Origin of the sequence: Nocardiopsis camelliae (assembly GCF_028993595.1) — a bacterium.
GTDB classification, from domain to species: Bacteria; Actinomycetota; Actinomycetes; order Streptosporangiales; family Streptosporangiaceae; genus Nocardiopsis; species Nocardiopsis dassonvillei.
In genome coordinates this window covers 2,634,253-2,651,561 of the sequence record NZ_CP118614.1, presented here as the reverse complement: position 1 = coordinate 2,651,561, position 17,309 = coordinate 2,634,253, and the positions used below count along the sequence as shown (strand labels likewise).

Genomic DNA, 17,309 nt, shown 5'->3' with positions numbered 1-17,309 from the left:
ACGCCGAATAAAGCCCTTCCCGGGCGTCTCGGGAAAGACGGAACGGGAGGGCCGGCGCACTTCGCTTTCCCGCGTTCCCGTACCGCGGAGGGGAGAGGGGCGGGAAACGGTCCCGGCCGCGGCGGTCGGCCGCGGCCGGGACGAGGGGCTCAGCTCCCGAGGAGGGGGATGTCGTTGCGGCCGAGGTGGTAGTCGCGGACCGCGTCGACCAGCTCGGTGGTGGACAGCTTGCCGCTGCCGTCGGTGTCCAGCTCGGCGAAGGCGCGGTCGGCCTCGGCGCCCTGGAGACCGATGGCGGCGAACCACTTCTGCATCTCGGAGGGGCTGATCTCACCGTCGCCGCTCGTGTCCAGCACGTTGACGATGGCCTGGATGGTCGGCTGTACGACCGAGGCGAAGCCGGCGTCGCCCTTGCTGATGATCTCCTGCTCGGCAGCCTGGACGAACTGCTCCTGGCTCATCTCCTGGGTGCCGGCGGCGGCGGCCAGGTGGTCGAACATCGCCAGGTAGGCGGCCTTGAGCTCGTTGCCCTGGGCGGTGCCCTCGGCCCCCAGGCGCGAGACGATGTCGTTCGCCTCGGTCTCGAAGTCCGAGCGCTCGATGCTGCCGCTGCCGTCGACGTCCCAGAGGCGGAAGCGCTCTTCGAGGCGGCTGTTGGCCTTGGTGGCGGTCGTCATTTATTTTCCCTCTCAGTTCCCATGGAAAAACAGACGTACGATGCTCTCTCCGAGCACAGGAAAGGACCCTCCGACCGAGCCTGGCCGGACCCTCCCCACACCCAGAAGATTAGCCTGCGAGCGTGTCCCATAAAAGGGGTTCACAAGAATCCATGGGGGTAATTGATTTTTTATATCGGACATTTTTCAGCAAATACCAGATTCTTCGGAAACCGTTTCGGCGGCCGGGTCGGCGCCGAACGGCTCCCCCTGGCGGAACACCAGACACTCGCCCGCGGCCAGACCCAGGTCCCCCCCGGTCGGCAGCGGGTCGGCGTGGACGAGCACGTTGTAGTGGTTGGGCATGTGGCAGGCGTCGAAGCCGAGCACCGTCCCCACCCGGCGCGGGCCGATCCACAGCTCGTCGCCCCGGTCCACCACCCCGGCGCCGGTGATCTCGGCGAACCCGAGGAAGCCCACCCGGTCGATCCGGGCCCCCTCGGCGGTCTCGGTGTGGTCGGTCGCGACCAGCTCGTGCACCTCCCCCGCGCGCACGCACCGGCTGGCGTGGGGTTCGAGCCGCATGCCCCGCTCGCTCCTGCGGTGCACCAGGACCTTGACCAGCGTCGCGGTGACCTCCCGTTTGGGTCCGTCCTCACGGGGGTTCACCGCGCCCCCTCCCTCGTCGGCTCCGCGGCCTCCGCCAGGCGGTAGGCGTCCCCGACCAGCCGCAGCGCGGACGGCCCGCCCGGGTCCTCGACCACACCGCCGCGCACCCGCCGCTCGAACTCGGCGAGCACGCCCACGTACTCGTGCCACAGGGAGTCCTTGAACCCGGGGTGGCCCTCCAGCATGTCCGCCGCGAGCACCTCCCCGTCGGCGGTGCGCGCCTCGACGTCCTTGCGCTCGCCGGGGTGGGACCAGTCGAGCAGGACGCGTGCGCGCGCCCCCGCGGCGCGCAGCACGACCTCGGCCCGGCGGTCGGTGCCCGCGGCGTCGCGCGTGACGCGCGCCGACTCGGCCTCGGCCGGGCCGAGCAGCCACTCCACCAAGTCGAAGGCGTTGGGTCCGTTGTCGGCCACGCACCCGCCGCCGCAGCGGGCCGGGTCCAGGTACCAGGTGTCTGTCCCGGCGTGCTCCTCGATCCGCTCCAGGTAGCGCACGGTCAGCTCCTCCACCCGCCGTCCGGCCAGGTCCCGGCGCAGCCGCGCGAGCGCGGAGTTGTACCGGCGGTGGAAGGCGGTGAACAGCACCGTGTCACGGTCGCGGGCGAGCCCGGCCAGCGCCTCCCCCTGGACGGCGTCCAGCGCGAGCGGCTTCTCCACGCACACGGCCACCCCGCGCCGCAGCGCGTCGGCGCAGATCGGGGCGTGGGCGTCGTTGGGCGCGGTGACCACCAGCGCGTCCAGTCCGGTCTCGTCGAGCATCCGGACGTGGTCGGTGTAGCCCCGCGCCCCGACCGGGTGGGCGGTGAGCACGCCGGGGTCGCGGTCGCACACCGCGACCAGGTCCAGGCCGGGCGCGGTGCGCAGGGCCTCCAGGTAGAAGCGGGAGATCACGCCGAGGCCGACCAGCCCGGTGCGCAGCGGGGCGCTCATCGCGTCTCCTCCCGCATCGCCTCAAGGGGCAGGCCGGTCCGGTCGGCCAGCTCCGCCAGTTCGGCGTACAGCTCCGCCTCCAGCGGCACGCCCGTCAGGCGCAGTTCCCGCGCCCGGTGGTGTTCGTGCCAGCCGGGGTAGCGCACCGGCGCGTCCGGGTCGGTGGGCGGGCAGGCCAGCAGCGCGCCGAACAGCTCGCGCGCGTCGTCCTCGGCCCCCTGCCGCAGGGCGTCGGGCGCGATCGCGGCCACGAAGAAGCCGATGTCGTCGTCGCGTCCGCTCGGGCCGCCGTCCCCGTCCAGGGCGTCGGGGTGCGGGCCCGTCCCGGCACCCGGGACCAGTGCGGAGAGCACCTCGACCATGAGTCCGAGGCCGAAGCCCTTGTAGCGTCCCGCGTCGCCGCCCAGCCACATCAGGTGCGCGCGCCCGGCGTCGAAGGCGGCGGGGTCGGTGACGGGCGCGCCGGTGTCGTCGCACAGCAGGCCCTCGGGCAGGGTGAGTCCCTCGCGGGCGGCCTGGCGGACCCGGCCGGTGGGCGCGGCGGTGGTGCTCATGTCGAGCAGGAACGGGGGGTGCTCCCCCGCCGGGGCGGCGACGCTGAGCGGGTTGGTGCCCAGCATCGCGACCGCGCCGCCGGGCGGACGGGCGATGCGCTGGCGTCCGCAGTTGCTGGCCACCAGGCCCACCATGCCGCGTTCGGCCGCGCGCAGCGCGTGGTACCCGGCGCAGCCCAGGTGGGTGGCGCCGCGCACGGACACCAGTCCGATGCCGTGGCGCGCGGCGCGTTCGGCGGCCAGGTCCATGGCCTCGCTGGCCGCCCACAGGCCCAGGGCCCTCCGGGAGTCCCAGAGCACGGCGGCGCCGAGGTCGGCGAGGACGCGCGGTTCGGCGGCGGGGTCGGCCCTGCCCCCGTCGAGGAGCGGCAGGTAGAGGCGGGTCAGGTTGGCCAGGCCGTGCGAGCGCGGGCCGGCGAGGTCTCCGTGGCACAGGGCGCGCGCAGCCTCGGCCGCCCGGTCGGGGGGCAGGCCGCGGTCGGCGAACACCCCGGCGGCGAACGCGACCAGGTCGTCGTGGCGTACCCGCACGGCCTCGTGTTCCGGCGGGGCCTGGGTGGGGGCCGCGGTGGTCACCGGGCCTCCCGGGCGGGGTTGTGGTGTGCGCGCATGTCCTCGTCGCCTTCCTCGTCGGTGGTGTGGAGTTCTTCGTCGGTGCGCGGCCCTTGGGCCTCGTGCGGGTCGTCGGGCCCGGGGGCCCGACGCGGGATCTGGTCGGTGAAGGCGGCCAGGAGGCGGGCCACCGCGTCGGCGAACCCGTCGAGTTCGTCGGCGCGCGCGAACTCGTCGTCGGCGTGCGCGTTGTTGGCGGCCAGGTCGCCGGGGCCCAGCACGGCGGTGCTGGCTCCGGCGACCCCGGACATCCAGATCGCGTCACAGGTGAAGGCGGGTTCGTCCGCGGGCCACGGCGCGATTCCGGCGCGGCGCAGCAGGGCGGGACCCCAGGGGTCGCGGTCGTCCAGCGCGGGCAGGCCGCGTTTGGTCCACTCCAGGCGGGTGAGGGCGCGGGCGTCGGCGGCGGTGCGGGCGAACAGCGCGGTGTCGGCGAAGTCCTTGGTGAAGGCGTCCAGTCCCGCGTCGAGCGCGTCGGTCAGGGCGCGTTCCAGGGCGCGTCCGGCGGCGGCGTCCGCGTAGGCGAGGTTGAGCAGCAGCGACCCGCTGCCGTAGACCCTGTTGTGCAGGGTGCCGGTGTGCAGCCCGGCCAGGCATACCGCGCCGGAGCGGGCGTGCGCGTCCAGGGAGCGGCCCAGGTGGCGGGCCAGGTGGCCCAGCAGGACGGAGGCGTTGTGCCCGGTGTGCGGGCGGTCGTCGATGGCGTCGTCCCCGCGGACCGAGATCCGGGCGGTCATCGCCGCGGTGCTGCGCGTGAGGAACCGCATCCGGGTGGGCTCGCAGAAGATGTTGAGGCGGCCGGTGTGGCCGCGTTCGACCAGCGGCCGGGTGCCGAGGGTGCCCATGGCTCCGCCCTCCTCCCCGGCCACGGCCTGGACGAGCACCGCGACGTCGCGGCCGACGGCCGGGTCGCGTTCGTGGGCGGCCCGCACCCCGGCCAGCAGCGCCACCGCCGGGCCCTTGGCGTCGATGGCGCCGCGCCCGTGGAAGCGTTCGCCGTCGAAGCCGACCGGCTGCCGCCCGGCGACCGTGTCCAGGTGCACGTTGAACATCACGGTGCGCTCGGCGGGCAGGTCGGGGCCCAGCCGGAGCACGAGGCTGGGCTGGCAGCCGAGGAAGCCGGGGCGGGCCAGGGCCTCGCGGACCGGGGCCGGGACGTCCGGCCGGTCCATGTCGGCGGGCCGGGCCGGGGCGTGGTGCACGACGTCGAACCCGGCTTCGGCGGCGGCGCGGGCGTAGAGGAGCTGGGCCTCGCGCAGCAGCGGCGGGGGCCCGTCGGGGCCGGTCTCCAGCGGGCCCGCGGTGGGCAGTTCGAGCAGCCGCAGCAGCAGGTCGCGGTCGGCGTGGGTGAGCGCGGCGGTCACCGGACCCCCTCGGTGCGGCGGAGGCCGTCAGCGGTGCGGGCGGCCCCGGTCGCGGCGTGGGGGTCCGTGTCACCGCCGCGGCGGGGGTCGTTCCCGGTGTGCCAGGTGCGGGCCAGGAGGTCCTCCAGTGCGCGCCCGTAGGCGACGAAGGCGGGCCGGTCGCCGCGGCCGGGGTCGGCGCCCGAGACCCGCAGGTGCGGGCGCAGGTGCAGGTGGGGCTCGATGGACAGCGTTCCGGTGTAGCCGTCGGCGGCCAGCAGCCGCAGGCACTCGGCGGTTCCTGCCTCCCCCTGACCGGGCAGGACGTAGTCGACCCCGCCGTCGGGCGCGGTGACGGCGTCCTTGACGTGCACGTGCGCCACGTGGTCGAGGAGGTGGCGCAGCATCTGCGGGGCCCGGTAGCCGTGGGCGACGCCGTTGCCGGTGTCGAACAGCAGCCGCAGGGCCGGGCTGTCCACCTCGGCCAGCAGTTCCAGGGCGCGGTCGGCGCGGTCCCCGGCCCAGCCCGCGCAGTTCTCGTGCACCAGCACCAGGCCCGCGTCCTCGGCCCGGCGGGCCAGTTCGCGCAGGCGGGTGCGGACGCGCCGCCCCCACTCGGCCTCGGGGAGCCCGTCGCGGGGGTAGGACATGACCCGGACCAGGCGGGTGCCCAGCGCAGCGCAGCGCCGGGCCAGGACGTCCAGTTCGGCCAGGTCGGGGGCGAAGTCGCCGGTGGCGGGCCTGGACCAGTCGGCGATGCGGGAGGCGACGGCGACCACGTCGGTCCCGGCCTCGCGGATCCGTCCGGCGGCGCGGTCGAAGGTCCGCTCGTCCAGGGCGGCCAGCGCGGTCCCGTCGACGGTGCGCAGTTCCAGGCGGTTCCAGCCGAGTTCGGCGAGGGCGGCGAGCTGTCCGTCGAGGTCGGGCGCCGCCTCGTCGCCGATCCCGGCGAGCGGCGGAGCGGTGTGTTCAGGCGCCGACGGCACTGCCCACCTCCTGCCTGCGGCCGTGGGCCGCGCACATCCGCTTGGCCTCGGTGAGCAGCCGGACCGCCTCGACCTGGACCGGGAGCGTGCCGGGGCCGCGGAAGGAGCGGGCGTAGCGGGCGTAGGCGGCGCGGAGGAAGGCGGGGAGGGCGTCGTCGGCGAAGACCGAGTGGGAGGCCCGGTGCCCGGTGGCGTCCACCGACAGCTGGGCGGTGTGGTCGGCGGCACTGCACGGGTAGTGGCCGGTGAGCACGGCGCGGTCGAACTCCAGCGCGATGCGGCGCTCGCGGACGGGGGAGGTCAGGTCCGAGTCGATCCGGCTGCGCACCCCGCCGTGGTGTGCGAGGTCGAGGCGGGCGCGGCCCAGTCCGGGCAGCCGGGTCTGCTCGGTGACCATGTCCTCCAGACAGGCCCCGGTGACGTCCGCTCCCCCGGCCAGGCTGATCACCACGGCCAGCGCGTGCGGGACCTCCACGTCGAAGGCGGTGGGGTGGCCCGGCGTCTGGGCGGTGCGGGTGAAGCGGGGCTTGTTCTGCAGGACCGTGACGGCGCGCAGGTCGCCGAAGACGCGGCCCCGCACCGCGGCGCGCAGGCGCCGCGTGAGCGCGCTGTCCAGCCACTGGGTGGTGACGGTCAGGTCCAGGTCCCAGCGCCGCCGCAGCCGGGCGACGGCGGCCAGCTCCACCAGGTCCAGGGCCAGCGGCTTCTCCACGACGACCATGCGGTAGCCGAGGCGGGCCAGGTGCTCCAGCGGGCCGGAGCGCAGGTGCGGCGGCGTGCACAGGTGGACCACGGTGCGCGGGGGCGGCGCGCAGCGGGCCGCCTCCTCCAGGGAGCCGGTCGTGAGGACCCCCTCGACGGGGCCCCGGAAGGGGTCGAACCCCATCACCGGCCCCGGGGCGAACAGGGCGGGGGCCTGGGCCCGTGCCTTGGCCAGGGACGGCAGGTGCAGCCCTTCTCCCGATCTGCCCAGGCCGACGATGAGGGTGTGCAGCATAACGTACGGGCACCTTTCCCTTCTGCTTTCACGGCGGTGCGCTGGCGAATCCGGGGGCGCAGCGGCCGCACGCTTTCCGATCACATTGGGACATCGCGCCGAAAGCGTCAAAGCAGAGAACATGCCCCTGGGTCCGAAAACTCGGAAAAGGACATGTTGCCGTCCGCACTGCGAGAAGGAAATGCGTACTTTCGTGGTGTTTTATTCCCAGCGGCCGCACCGCCGCCGGAACACCGGACGGTCCCGCGACCGCCGGGCGGGGGCCGCGGGACCGGTCGGGGTCAGGCCACCGAGAAGCTGAACAGCCCGCTGGGCGGAGCGTGCCAGCCGTGGTCCGGCGCGACCAGGACCGACGGCCCGAAGCAGGTCGTGCCGGCGTGCATGCGCACGTCCGCGTCGGTGAGGTTGACCAGCACGTGCGCGGTCTCGGGGAGCCGCTGGCAGGTGCCCGACGGGGGTTCGGGGTAGCGGCGCAGCTCCTCGAACTCGGTCGTGAAGACGACGACCTCACCGGTCGCGGCGTGGGCCGGAGCGGCGCCCGCCACGGACCCGCCCGCCGCGAACGCGAGTGCCGCCGCGGCGGACACGAGAGCCCTCATTCCGATTGCCTCCATTTTCGTTCCGCACTTTTTCGGAAGGATCGGCCCGCGCATATCAACGATACGGCGAAGCCGACCCGGACATCCTGGCCCGCCGTCACCGCAAAGGCCAGAGCCGGTGCGGCCCAGCGGAGGATTTCGGGCAGCCGCTACCCGGAGCCGAACCGGAGGGAAAGCACCAGGGGAGGAAAATACCGAAAAGAATGCTTTCCATGTCTTCGCTGAGGCATTCGCCGCTCGCAACTTAGATGGCGTTATCGCCGGAAAAGTGCGTTCTCCGGAAGGGAGGGGGTCCGGAACGGGAGGTTTCTCCGGGGTGCGCAGGGAACGCGAGCGGCTGGGAATCCCCCTGTGACGGCGGATCAGGCGCGGGAACGGCTGCCGGGGCGCTTCCCCGCCCCGCGCCGGGCGCGGCGGACGGCGCGCCGGAAGGGGAGAAGTCCCGGTTTCCTGCGCGCACAAAAAAGCCCGCCCCGAGGGGCGGGCCGCCGTGTTGCGTGGCGCTCAGACCTTGCGGTACCTGGGCACCCAGGCGCCGTCCCGGACCTCGTAGTCGCCGAAGAGCGCCGGGGCCTCCTCCTGGAGGGTCCGGCCGATGAGGTGGAACAGCAGGCGGATCTCCTCCTCCGCGCCGGGGGCGGTGCGCGCCTCCAGGGTGTGGCGCAGGGTGCGCACGTTGGCGGTCCACACCAGGCCGGTGGCCACGCCCTCGGGGGCGAAGCGGCGCATGAAGGAGGTCTTGTGCTTCTTCTCCGCGAACTTGACGCCCTCGTCGTCCAGGCCGAAGTGGTCGGCCATCCAGAGCTGGAACTCCTCCATCTGGCGGAGCATCGCGGTGGCGCGCTCCATCAGCTCGGGGTCCTCCTCGGCCCAGTCGGGGAACCAGAACGGCAGGTCGGACAGGCGCACGAAGCGCAGGGACTCCTGGGAGACGGCCACGCCCGGGCGGTGACGAATCAGCTCATGTGTACATACACGGGACACGTTGTGCAGGACGAAGCTGAAGCTGATGTGCTCCAGGACGGAGCCGTGCATGCTGGCCAGGATGTTGCCGAGGTAGGCGTCCTGGTCGGTGCGCACCCGGGTCACGTTGGGGTTCAGGCCCGGCTCCCAGGAGCGGTAGCACAGCCGGCCGGCGAACTCGGCCAGGTTCTGGGGGTCGTTGAGGTGGGCGTCGAGCTCACCGCGGTCGAACCGCTCCAGCCACGCCTCCCCGCCGACCTCCTTGAGGTAGTCGGCGACGGCGTCGTAGTCCACCTGCGGACGCGCCACCAGACGGACCTGCGGCTCGACCCTCTTCACAGCATGCCTCCCGTTCGTGTTCCCGGCTCCCCGTGCGCACGCCTGAGCACCGCGGCCGACGGGCGGCGCGGGGTGCGGAGGGCGTGACGGGGCGGGGGCTGACCAGCCCTCCCCGAGGGTACACGGGGTCGGCGGGGGTCGGCCGGGGGCAGGGTGCGGGCCGGGCGCCCGCCGGGTTTTCCCGGTCGGGCGCCCGGCCCGCGATCTGTGCTGTGCGTGCTTCCTGGTCGTGCGTTCCTGTCGTGGAGGGGAGGGACAACCCGCTAGAAGCCGTAGAAGTAGCCGGGGGCCACGAAGAGCCCGACGACGATGGCGATGATGCCCCACAGGAGCTGCCCGCGCAGCACCCCGAGAACACCGGCGACGATGAGAATGATTCCGAGGATTGTCAGCAGAATACCCATACACAACCACTGTCCCGTAACGGGTTGATCAAACTTTTCGGTTGGATGTGATTTGGGAAAGACGTCTTGGTGCAGGTAGGTGCCCGTGCACCGGTTGTCGCCGCACTCCTCGAAATGTCCGCGTGACCCTCCGCACACGCCCTCGGCGCGGGGGTCCGCGGCCCCCGGGGACGGCCCCCGGGGCACCGCCGCGGCCCTCAGCCGCGGGCCAGGCGCAGGACCCGCGCCACGATGCCCTCGCCGACCGTCGCGGTGAGGATCGACTCGGGGTGGAACTGGACCGCGTACCACCGCGCGGCCGGGTCCTCCACCGCCATGACGACGGGTTCCTCGTCCGCCCCGCCCTCCAGGACGGCGGTGACCTCGAAGTGCTTGACCAGCTCGGGGAGGGTGTAGGTGGAGTGGTAGCGGGCGGCCGGGAAGGCGTCCGCCTCGCCCAGGCCGGTGAGGAGCCGCCCGCCGTGGACCCGCACGCGGCCCGGCTTGCCGTGCACCGGCTCGTCCAGGGTGCGCAGCTCTCCCCCGGCGTGCTCCACCATCCCCTGGAGGCCCAGGCACACCCCGAACACCGGCAGGCCGCGGACGGCGAGCGCGTCCAGCAGGGCCGACATCCCGAAGTCCTCGGGCAGGCCGGGTCCGGGCGAGAGCACGACCAGGTCGGGGGCGAGCCGGTCGAGCAGGGCCGGGTCGAACCCGTAGCGGACCGTGGTCACCTCGGCCCCGTGGCGGCGCACGTAGTCGGCGAGGGTGTTGACGAAGGAGTCCTCGTGGTCGACCAGGAGCACCCGCATGCCCTCCCCCGGGAGCTCAGCGGGCCCGGCCTCGGTCTCTCCGTCCGCCCGCGCCGGGGAGTCCTCCCGCTCACCCAGGGCGAGGGTCTCCAGCAGGGCGCGCGCCTTGAGGAAGGTCTCGCGCTCCTCGGCCTCGGGGTCGGAGTCGTAGAGCAGGGTGGCGCCCACGCGCACGGCGGCCACGCCGTCGCGGATGTGCGCGGTGCGCAGGGTCAGGCCGGTGTTCATGGAGCCGTCGAAGTTGAGCACCCCGACGGCGCCGCCGTACCAGCGGCGGGGGCTGGTCTCGTGCTGCTCGATGAACCGCATCGCCCAGGTCTTGGGCGCGCCGGTGACGGTGACCGCCCACATGTGGGTGAGGAAGGCGTCCAGGGCGTCGAAGTCGCGGCGCAGGGTGCCCTCGATGTGGTCCACGGTGTGGATCAGGCGCGAGTACATCTCGATCTGGCGGCGGCCGATCACGCGGACGCTGCCCGGCTCGCACACGCGCGACTTGTCGTTGCGGTCCACGTCCGTGCACATGGTGAGCTCGGACTTCTCCTTGACCGAGGAGAGCAGTTCCTGGATGTTCTCGGCGTCGCCCAGGGCGTCCTCGCCGCGGCGGATGGTGCCCGAGATGGGGCAGGTCTCCACGCGCTGGCCGGTACCGGGCTCGCCGGTGACGCGGACGAACATCTCCGGGGAGGCGCCGACCAGGTACTCGCCCCCACCGAGGTTGAAGAAGAACTCGTAGGGGGCGGGGTTGCGCTCGCGCAGCAGCTCGTAGAAGCGGGCGGGCGAGGAGCAGCGGGCGTAGGTGCGGTGCCCGGGGACGACCTCGAACAGGTCGCCGCGCCGGAACTTCTCCTTGGCCTCGGCCACGACGCGGGCGTAGGAGCCGGGTTCGGGGCCCTCGGGCACCTCGGCGGCGACCACGGGCGGGGTGGGTTCGGTCTCGCGCGGCAGGCCGCGCGTGGTGGCCTCGGCGCGGTCGCCGTCGGCGGGGACGGTGAAGTCGTAGGTGTAGCGCACGCAGGTCTCGCGCTTGCGGTCGCGGACGATGACGGCGTCGGGCAGGTGCAGGACCAGGTCGCGGTCGCCGGGGTCGCGGTCGATGTGCTGCTCGATGGGCTCGAACTGGAAGGCCAGGTCGTAGCCGAAGGCGCCGTACAGGCCCAGGTTGGTGTCCTCGGGGCTGCGCAGGGCGGCCATGACGGCGCGCAGCGCGGTGAAGACGCTGGGGCGGCGGCTGCGCTCCTCCTCGGTGAAGAACTCCCCCGGGTCGGGTTCGGGGACGATGACGGCGACGCCGCCGTGCCGGAGGTCGGCAAGGGTGCTGTCGGGGTCGGGCAGGCCGACGGAGTACAGGGCCCCGGCCAGGACGGGCAGCAGGACGCGGCCGCGGGCGTTGAGGGCGGTGGCGGTGACGCGGCGCCCGCGCGTGGTGATCTCCAGGCACGGGTCGACGTAGCCCAGGTGCCAGCGGTCGTACCGGCCCGGGTACTCCATGCCGGAGGAGAGCACTCCGCCGCGGCGCAGCTCGACCGAGCGGACGAGCTCGGTGAGGATCTCGGGGTCGCAGGCGGTGGCGCTGCGGTGTACGGTGACGCCGCCCTCGGTGAGGTACGTGCTGGTCTGTGCGTCGCTGGGATTCACGGCCGGTCCTTTTGACTGCGCGGTCGGATGTGCCGCACCGTCCGGGGCCGTGGAACACGAAACGACCGCCGGTCCGGGGCGGTCGCTGCATGGGTATGCGAACTCGGAGCACCGCCTAGGGGCGGCGCCACCACTGAGCCTGGGTGGTCGTCTGTCGCATGGACACGAGTGTAGCGGGTGCTGTGTGTGCTGGGGAGGCCGACGCGGAGGTTTTCCGGTCCGGTCGCGGGGCGGGCGGCACAGGGGCTCGGGGCCCGCACGGAGTACGGGGCGGCGGGGCCGTGCGGCGGCGGGGCCGTGCGGCGGCGGGTCGAGGGGGAGGACGTGAAAGCGCCCTCGCGCGGGCGCGCGGCGCTGTGCTAGGGTGCGTAGCCCATTGTCGCTTTTTGGATTCGCTCACAAAAAATCCAACATACGGAGCATAGCAAGCCGATGGAGTTCTGTCAAACCGGCGCCGACGGGGGCGCCTCGTCGGCCCTGACCGCGGAACAGGCCAGGATCAGCGCGATGTACGAGCGCCTGGACGACCTGCGCGCCCACACCTCCGAGCAGCTCGCCTCCGCCCACCTCCAGGAACGCGGGGGGTACGCGGCCCTCGTGGAGCGCGAGACCCGCTCCTACGAGCAGGCGCGCCGCCGCGCCCAGCTGGGGGCGGTCGAGGAGGGCCTGTGCTTCGGCCGCGTCGACCTCTCCCCTGACGGCGACGGGCCCGATACCCGCTACGTGGGCCGGATCGGGCTACGCGACGCCGAGTACGAGACCATCCTGGTGGACTGGCGGGCGCCGGCCGCACGCCCCTTCTACGCCGCCACGCCAGGAGACCCGCACGGGGTCACCCGCCGCCGCCACCTGCGGGTGCGCCGCCGCAGGGTGCTCGGACTCGACGACGAGGTGTTCGACCCCGACGGGCTGAGCGAGACCGACCGCCGCCAACTGGTCGGTGAGGCCGCGCTCCTGGCGTCGCTGCGCCGGGGCCGCACCGGGCGGATGGGCGACATCGTGGCCACCATCCAGGCCGAACAGGACCGCGTCATCCGCGCCCGGCTGGCCGGGGTGCTGGTGGTCCAGGGCGGGCCCGGCACCGGCAAGACCGTGGCGGCCCTGCACCGCGCCGCCTACCTGCTCTACACCCACCGCGCCGTGCTGGAGCGGCGCGGGGTGCTGGTGGTGGGGCCCAACCCGGCGTTCCTGCGCTACGTGGGCGACGTGCTGCCCTCCCTCGGGGAGACCGACGCGGTGATGCGCACGGTCGGGGAGCTGTTCCCGGGGGTGGCGGCCACCCGCCGCGACGCGCACGCCGCGGCGGCGGTGAAGGGCTGCCTGGCGATGGCCGACCTGCTGCACGCGGCCGTGGCCGACCGCCAGCGCACGCCGCTGGAGGCGTTCGGCGGCGCGGACCTGGTCGTGGAGACCGACGCGGGCGCGCTCCGCGTGCCGGGGGCGCTGTGCGAACGGGTGCTGCGGACCGCCCGTGGGCTGCGCCTGCCGCACAACACCGCGCGCAAGTACGCGGTCGGGTCCCTGCTCACGGAGCTGGCCCGGGCCGAGTCGCGCCTGCTCGGGCGGCCCGCGGACGAGGAGGACCTGGGGTTCGCGGGCGCGCGGCTGTGGTCGGAGGACCCGGTGAGGGAGGCGCTGGAGGCCCTGTGGCCGCACCTGACCCCGCAGCGGCTGCTGCGGGAGCTGTTCGCCGACCCGGCCGCGCTGGAGCGGGTGGGCGCGCGGGCCGGGTTCGGCGGGGACGCGTGCGCGCTCCTGGCGCGCTCGGCCGGGGAGCCGTGGACCGTGGAGGACGTGCCGCTGCTGGACGAGGCCGCGGACCTGCTCGGGGAGGACGACGGCGCCGCGCGGGCGCGCGAGCGCCGCGAGGACGCCGAGCGGGCCGAGGAGGAGCGGTACGCGCAGGGGGTGCTGGAGTTCACCGGCCTGTTCGAGGACCGGATGATGGACGCGGCGGCGCTGGCGGCGCGCCACCGGGACGCCGGGGCCGCGCGCACCACCGCGGACCGGGCGGGCGCGGACCGGGAGTGGACGTACGGCCACGTGATCGTGGACGAGGCCCAGGAGCTGTCGCCGATGGCCTGGCGCACGGTGATGCGGCGCGTGCCGACCCGGTCGTTGACCGTGGTGGGGGACGTGGCGCAGACCGGCAGCGCGTCGGGGGCCCGTTCGTGGACGGAGGCGCTGGAACCCTACGCTCCCGGCAAGGTGCACGTGGAGCGGCTGCGGGTGAACTACCGGACGCCGGAGCCGATCATGGCGGTGGCCGCCGACGTGCTGCGGGTGGCCGCTCCGGGTGAGGAGGTGCCGGAGTCGGTGCGCGAGGAGGGCGACCCGCCGCGCGCGGTGCGGCTGGCGTCGCTGGCGGAGCTGCCCGCGCTGGTGGCCGAGGAGGCGGCCGCGGTCGGTGACGGCCGGGTCGCGGTGGTCACCGCGGACCGGCACGCGGACGCGGTGGCGGCGGCGCTGCCGGGGGCCGCGCGGCCGGGGGCGGCGGTCCCGGGGCGGGTGGGCGACCCCTTGGAGGAGGCGGTGGTGGTGCTGACCGCGACCGAGTCCAAGGGGCTGGAGTTCGACGCGGTGGTGGTCGTGGAACCGGGGGCGGTGCTGGCGCAGCCGCGCGGCGGCAACGACCTGTACGTGGCGGTCACCCGGGCCACGCGGCGGCTGGCGGTGGCCCACACCGGGGAGCTGCCGCCGGTGCTGGGACGCCTGGCCGGGGCCGCCGGGGGGTGAGGCCGGGGATGTCCGCGCACTGCGGCGGTCCGCACACTGCGGCGGGCGCGCCGGGGCGGGCCCTCGCACGGTGGCGGCACGCGGGGAGCCCGGTCGGCGGGCCGGGCTCCGGTGTCGCCGGTCAGTCGGTCAGTCGGTCAGAGGGGCCACCAGGAGGCGCCGGTGATCGCGGCGCCCAGCAGCCCGAACAGGTCCAGGGTGCCCAGGCCGAAGCGGGCGCCCGCCTCCAGCCCGGTGGCCAGGAAGGCCGCCAGGAGGATCAGGGCCAGGGCTCGGGAGGGCCAGCGGCGGGGACGGGGCGCCTCGGGGGCGTCCTCCTCCTCGTCCGCCCGGTCCAGCCAGGGCCGGTCCAGGCGGGCCACCTCGCGGCGCAGGTCCTGGACCTCCGCGTGGTAGTGGTCGCGCTCCTCGCGGACCCGCTGGAGTTCGGAGCGCTCGGCCCGGACGGCGGCGCGGGCGTCGAGGATGTCGACGCGGGCGCCCTCGGGTCCGTGCCGGGAGTGCCAGCGCTCCAGCCGGGCCAGGGGGAGGTCGACGTACTGGGTGGGCCAGTTGTCCTCGGGGACCTCGCCGTCGGGGAACTGCTCCGGGTCGGGTTCGGTCTCGGTCGCGTAGTCGAGGGGCGCAGGCGGCGGAGGGCCGGTCTCCGGCTCGGGGACCACGGGCAGGGGCGGCGCGTCGGCGGGGGCGCGGTCCTCGGGGCCGTCCGTGAGGCCGGGCCCCGGGGCCGGTTCGGGGTCCGCGGTCCTTCGGTCCGGCGGCGTCCCCGGCGTTCTGGGGGAGGCGGCGATGGTCCACTCGTCCGCGGGGGCGGGGGACTGGAGGAGGGATTCGGGGGGCGGGGCGGGCTCGCCGACGAGGCTCACGGTGCCGCCCGTTCCGAAGGTGTCCTGGGCCGGGGCCGGTGGCGCCTGCGGGCTCTCCTGGCGCGGGGCTCCGGCCCGGGGACGGGACGCGCCCGGGGGAGCTCCGTCCTCGGGCGCTGGCACGGCCGCCTCCGGCCGCGCTCCGTCCGCGGACAGGGGCGCTGTCGCGGCCGCGTCCTCCCTCGACCCGCTCGGGGGCGCGGACCCGGTCCCGCTTCCGGGTGCCGCCTGGGCGGGCGCGTCCCCGTCCCGTGGCTGCCCACCCCGGGCCGGGGGCTCGTCCGGTTCCGGAACGGCGCGTCTGCCGCGGCCGAGGAACCGGAAGGTCTCCCGGCCGCTCCGGGAGGCGGGCGGTCCGCCCTCGCGGGACGGTTCCTCCTCCGGTCCGTCCGGGATCGGCGCACCGGCGGACCGGAACCCGCTCCGCTCCCCCTCCTCATCGGCGGACGCGGACCGGCGGGGCTCGGGGTCACCGGGTTCGAAGGCACGGTCAGCCGTTCCGCCCCCGGTGTCCGGAACCAGACGCGGCCTGCGGTGGGGTTCGGGCGCCCCGAAGATCCCGGACCGCGCAGAGGGGCCCTCCGGGGTCGCGGACGTCTGCCCCCGGGCAGGTGCGATGCGCGGGTGCGGGCGCGGCGGGGCGTCACCGGCGCCGTCACCTCCCGGTTCCCGCGGCGGGGGTTCGGACGCGGGTTCGGGCCAGAGCGCCTCGTTGTCCCCGTCCGTCTCGCCGTCCCCGCGCGTCCCGCTCCGTCCGTGGGCCTCCTCGTCCCGGTGCGGCTCACCGTTCCCGCGCGTCCCGCGCTCCCGGTGTGCCCCGTCTCCTCCGTGCGCCCCCTCGGCCCCGGGCGCGGCGGGGTCCGCGCGGCCGTCCCCGCGCCGTCCGCCGCCCGCTCCGGCGGCGGAGGACTCCACGCCCTCGTCGGTGACCCCCTTCAGGGAGCGCTGGCCGCCGGGCACGCCCGGGACCGCCTCCGCCTCCAGGTCCGGGCGGCCCACCGGGACGCGGGACACCGGGAGCGGCCACGGGCCGGTCTCCTCCTCCCCCGGGGCCTCGGCCTCGGGCAGGTCGGGCAGGGGCTCCCCTCCGTACACGGCGTCCTCGTCCGGCAGCCGTTCAGGGACGGGGACGCCGTCGAACCGCCGGGGCCGCGGGTCGAGCCAGTCGCGCAGCAGCGCGCGGCGGTCGGCGAAGGTCGGGGCCCCGGCGATGCCGCGTTCGGCCAGGTGGCGGGCGAGCGCGTCCCCGCCCTCCTCCCGCAGGACGGACACGAGCCCCTCGGCGACCGCGCGGTGGTCGGGGGCCGGGGGCCTCAGGAAGGGCTCGGGCGCGTCGGCGACCGGCGGGCCGAAGGCCAGGTGCTGACCGTCCGGGGTGCCCAGCACCGGGTCGTAGGTGGAGAACGACCAGCTCCACCCGGCCGCGGGGATGGCGCGGGGCGGGGTGAGCACGTCGTGCAGCGCCCGGTGCAGGCCCCACAGGAAGCGCAACTGCACCGCCTGCCACAGGTCGGCCCGCTCGGGCGCCAAGGCGATGTGGATCGGCGCGTCCGGCCGGTACAGGGCGGCGGCCACCGCGCCCGCCAGGAGGGGTTCGTCCCCGACGGTGGTCTCGGCCGCGCGCCGGTCGCGGGTGCGCACGGCCCCGGGCGCGGCGGTGCGCTCCCAGGGCTCGGGCACGGGCAGGGTGTCCATGGTCGCCCAGCCCGGTTCCGGGGGGCGGCGCGAGGCCGGGCGGGTGTGGGGGTTCTCGTGCAGGGAGAGCAGCCGCGGCAGGGTCAGGCCGTGCGCTGGCCCCACGATCGCCCAGGCGTGCGCGGACCGGACGTCGCCGGGCCAGCGGTAGACCAGTGCGGCCTGCCCGTCGGGGTAGGCGCGCGCCCAGAGGGTTTCGGGGTACTCCCCCGGGTCGGTGTCGGGCAGCGCGGGGCGGTAGTCGGCGGTGAGCGCGGGGAGGAGGCGGTCCCGCCAGGAGCGCAGGACGGGCTGCTCGGCCTCGGGGAGGGAGGCGGCGGCCGGCCCGGGGCCGAACCGGCCGAGGAGGGTGGGTTCGGCCCAGGCGAAGTGGATCTGGTGGTACGTGCTGTCGGGCAAGTCGCCCCTCCCACGGGTTCGCGGACCGATGCGGCGCGGCCGCTCCGCCGCCACTAGGGAAGGTATCCGGTCAAAGGATGGTGAAAACCGCGCATGAATACATATGAGGTGTTACACGTGGTTTGTCCGGTACTGG

13 protein-coding genes are annotated in these 17,309 nt (G+C 75.0%); 1 reads left to right on the top strand and 12 read right to left on the bottom strand.

Translation table 11 applies throughout. The features are described from left to right. Positions 1 to 149: 149 nt before the first annotated feature. From PV789_RS11590 to PV789_RS11540, 11 genes are all read right to left on the bottom strand, one after another. Positions 150 to 677 (bottom strand): EF-hand domain-containing protein, encoded by a 528-nt coding sequence (locus tag PV789_RS11590; protein ID WP_274977418.1) that lies wholly within the window; start codon positions 675 to 677, stop codon positions 150 to 152. Between the two features lie 186 nt (positions 678 to 863). Then, a complete protein-coding gene (locus PV789_RS11585) occupies positions 864 to 1,325 on the bottom strand; it encodes a DUF6917 domain-containing protein (RefSeq protein ID WP_274977417.1) in 462 nt (153 codons plus the stop codon). Beyond that, positions 1,322 to 2,254, bottom strand: a complete 933-nt coding sequence (locus tag PV789_RS11580; RefSeq protein WP_274977416.1) for a Gfo/Idh/MocA family protein — start codon at positions 2,252 to 2,254, stop codon at positions 1,322 to 1,324. Before PV789_RS11580 ends, PV789_RS11585 begins: the two co-directional genes overlap by 4 nt. Continuing rightward, complete coding sequence (locus PV789_RS11575) at positions 2,251 to 3,384, bottom strand: Ldh family oxidoreductase (protein WP_274977415.1); 1,134 nt, start codon at positions 3,382 to 3,384, stop codon at positions 2,251 to 2,253. The genes PV789_RS11580 and PV789_RS11575 overlap by 4 nt, the downstream gene beginning before the upstream one ends. Beyond that, on the bottom strand, positions 3,381 to 4,784 hold the full coding sequence (locus tag PV789_RS11570) for a M20/M25/M40 family metallo-hydrolase (RefSeq protein WP_274977414.1): 1,404 nt from the start codon (positions 4,782 to 4,784) through the stop codon (positions 3,381 to 3,383). Before PV789_RS11570 ends, PV789_RS11575 begins: the two co-directional genes overlap by 4 nt. Next, positions 4,781 to 5,749 (bottom strand): sugar phosphate isomerase/epimerase family protein, encoded by a 969-nt coding sequence (locus PV789_RS11565; RefSeq protein WP_274977413.1) that lies wholly within the window; start codon positions 5,747 to 5,749, stop codon positions 4,781 to 4,783. The genes PV789_RS11570 and PV789_RS11565 overlap by 4 nt, the downstream gene beginning before the upstream one ends. Next, positions 5,733 to 6,746 (bottom strand): Gfo/Idh/MocA family oxidoreductase, encoded by a 1,014-nt coding sequence (locus tag PV789_RS11560; RefSeq protein ID WP_274977412.1) that lies wholly within the window; start codon positions 6,744 to 6,746, stop codon positions 5,733 to 5,735. Before PV789_RS11560 ends, PV789_RS11565 begins: the two co-directional genes overlap by 17 nt. A gap of 281 nt (positions 6,747 to 7,027) precedes the next feature. Then, the gene (locus PV789_RS11555; protein WP_212640394.1) at positions 7,028 to 7,345 is read right to left on the bottom strand and encodes a hypothetical protein; all 318 of its coding nucleotides are present in this window, start codon (positions 7,343 to 7,345) and stop codon (positions 7,028 to 7,030) included. Between the two features lie 504 nt (positions 7,346 to 7,849). Then, a complete protein-coding gene (thyX, locus tag PV789_RS11550) occupies positions 7,850 to 8,647 on the bottom strand; it encodes an FAD-dependent thymidylate synthase (protein ID WP_274977411.1) in 798 nt (265 codons plus the stop codon). A gap of 263 nt (positions 8,648 to 8,910) precedes the next feature. Further along, positions 8,911 to 9,051 (bottom strand): GPGG-motif small membrane protein, encoded by a 141-nt coding sequence (locus PV789_RS11545; RefSeq protein ID WP_013152479.1) that lies wholly within the window; start codon positions 9,049 to 9,051, stop codon positions 8,911 to 8,913. A gap of 197 nt (positions 9,052 to 9,248) precedes the next feature. After that, positions 9,249 to 11,477 (bottom strand): anthranilate synthase component I, encoded by a 2,229-nt coding sequence (locus PV789_RS11540; RefSeq protein WP_274977410.1) that lies wholly within the window; start codon positions 11,475 to 11,477, stop codon positions 9,249 to 9,251. Positions 11,478 to 11,909: 432 nt separating this feature from the next. Here PV789_RS11540 and PV789_RS11535 point away from each other — a divergent pair, with 432 nt between their 5' ends. Next, positions 11,910 to 14,213, top strand: coding sequence for a HelD family protein (locus PV789_RS11535; RefSeq protein WP_274977409.1), 2,304 nt, complete (start codon positions 11,910 to 11,912; stop codon positions 14,211 to 14,213). Between the two features lie 137 nt (positions 14,214 to 14,350). Here PV789_RS11535 and PV789_RS11530 read toward each other — a convergent pair whose 3' ends face one another. Continuing rightward, positions 14,351 to 17,173 carry a hypothetical protein gene (locus tag PV789_RS11530; protein ID WP_274977408.1) on the bottom strand — a complete coding sequence of 941 codons (2,823 nt, stop codon included), beginning with the start codon at positions 17,171 to 17,173 and terminating at the stop codon, positions 14,351 to 14,353. Between the last annotated feature and the right edge of the window lie 136 nt (positions 17,174 to 17,309).

Coding starts and splice junctions, on each gene's coding strand:
- PV789_RS11545 (WP_013152479.1), bottom strand. CDS start 9,051: ATGGGTATTCTGCTGACAATCCTCGGAATCATTCTCATCGTCGCCGGT.
- PV789_RS11580 (WP_274977416.1), bottom strand. CDS start 2,254: ATGAGCGCCCCGCTGCGCACCGGGCTGGTCGGCCTCGGCGTGATCTCC.
- PV789_RS11560 (WP_274977412.1), bottom strand. CDS start 6,746: ATGCTGCACACCCTCATCGTCGGCCTGGGCAGATCGGGAGAAGGGCTG.
- PV789_RS11555 (WP_212640394.1), bottom strand. CDS start 7,345: ATGAGGGCTCTCGTGTCCGCCGCGGCGGCACTCGCGTTCGCGGCGGGC.
- PV789_RS11535 (WP_274977409.1), top strand. CDS start 11,910: ATGGAGTTCTGTCAAACCGGCGCCGACGGGGGCGCCTCGTCGGCCCTG.
- PV789_RS11590 (WP_274977418.1), bottom strand. CDS start 677: ATGACGACCGCCACCAAGGCCAACAGCCGCCTCGAAGAGCGCTTCCGC.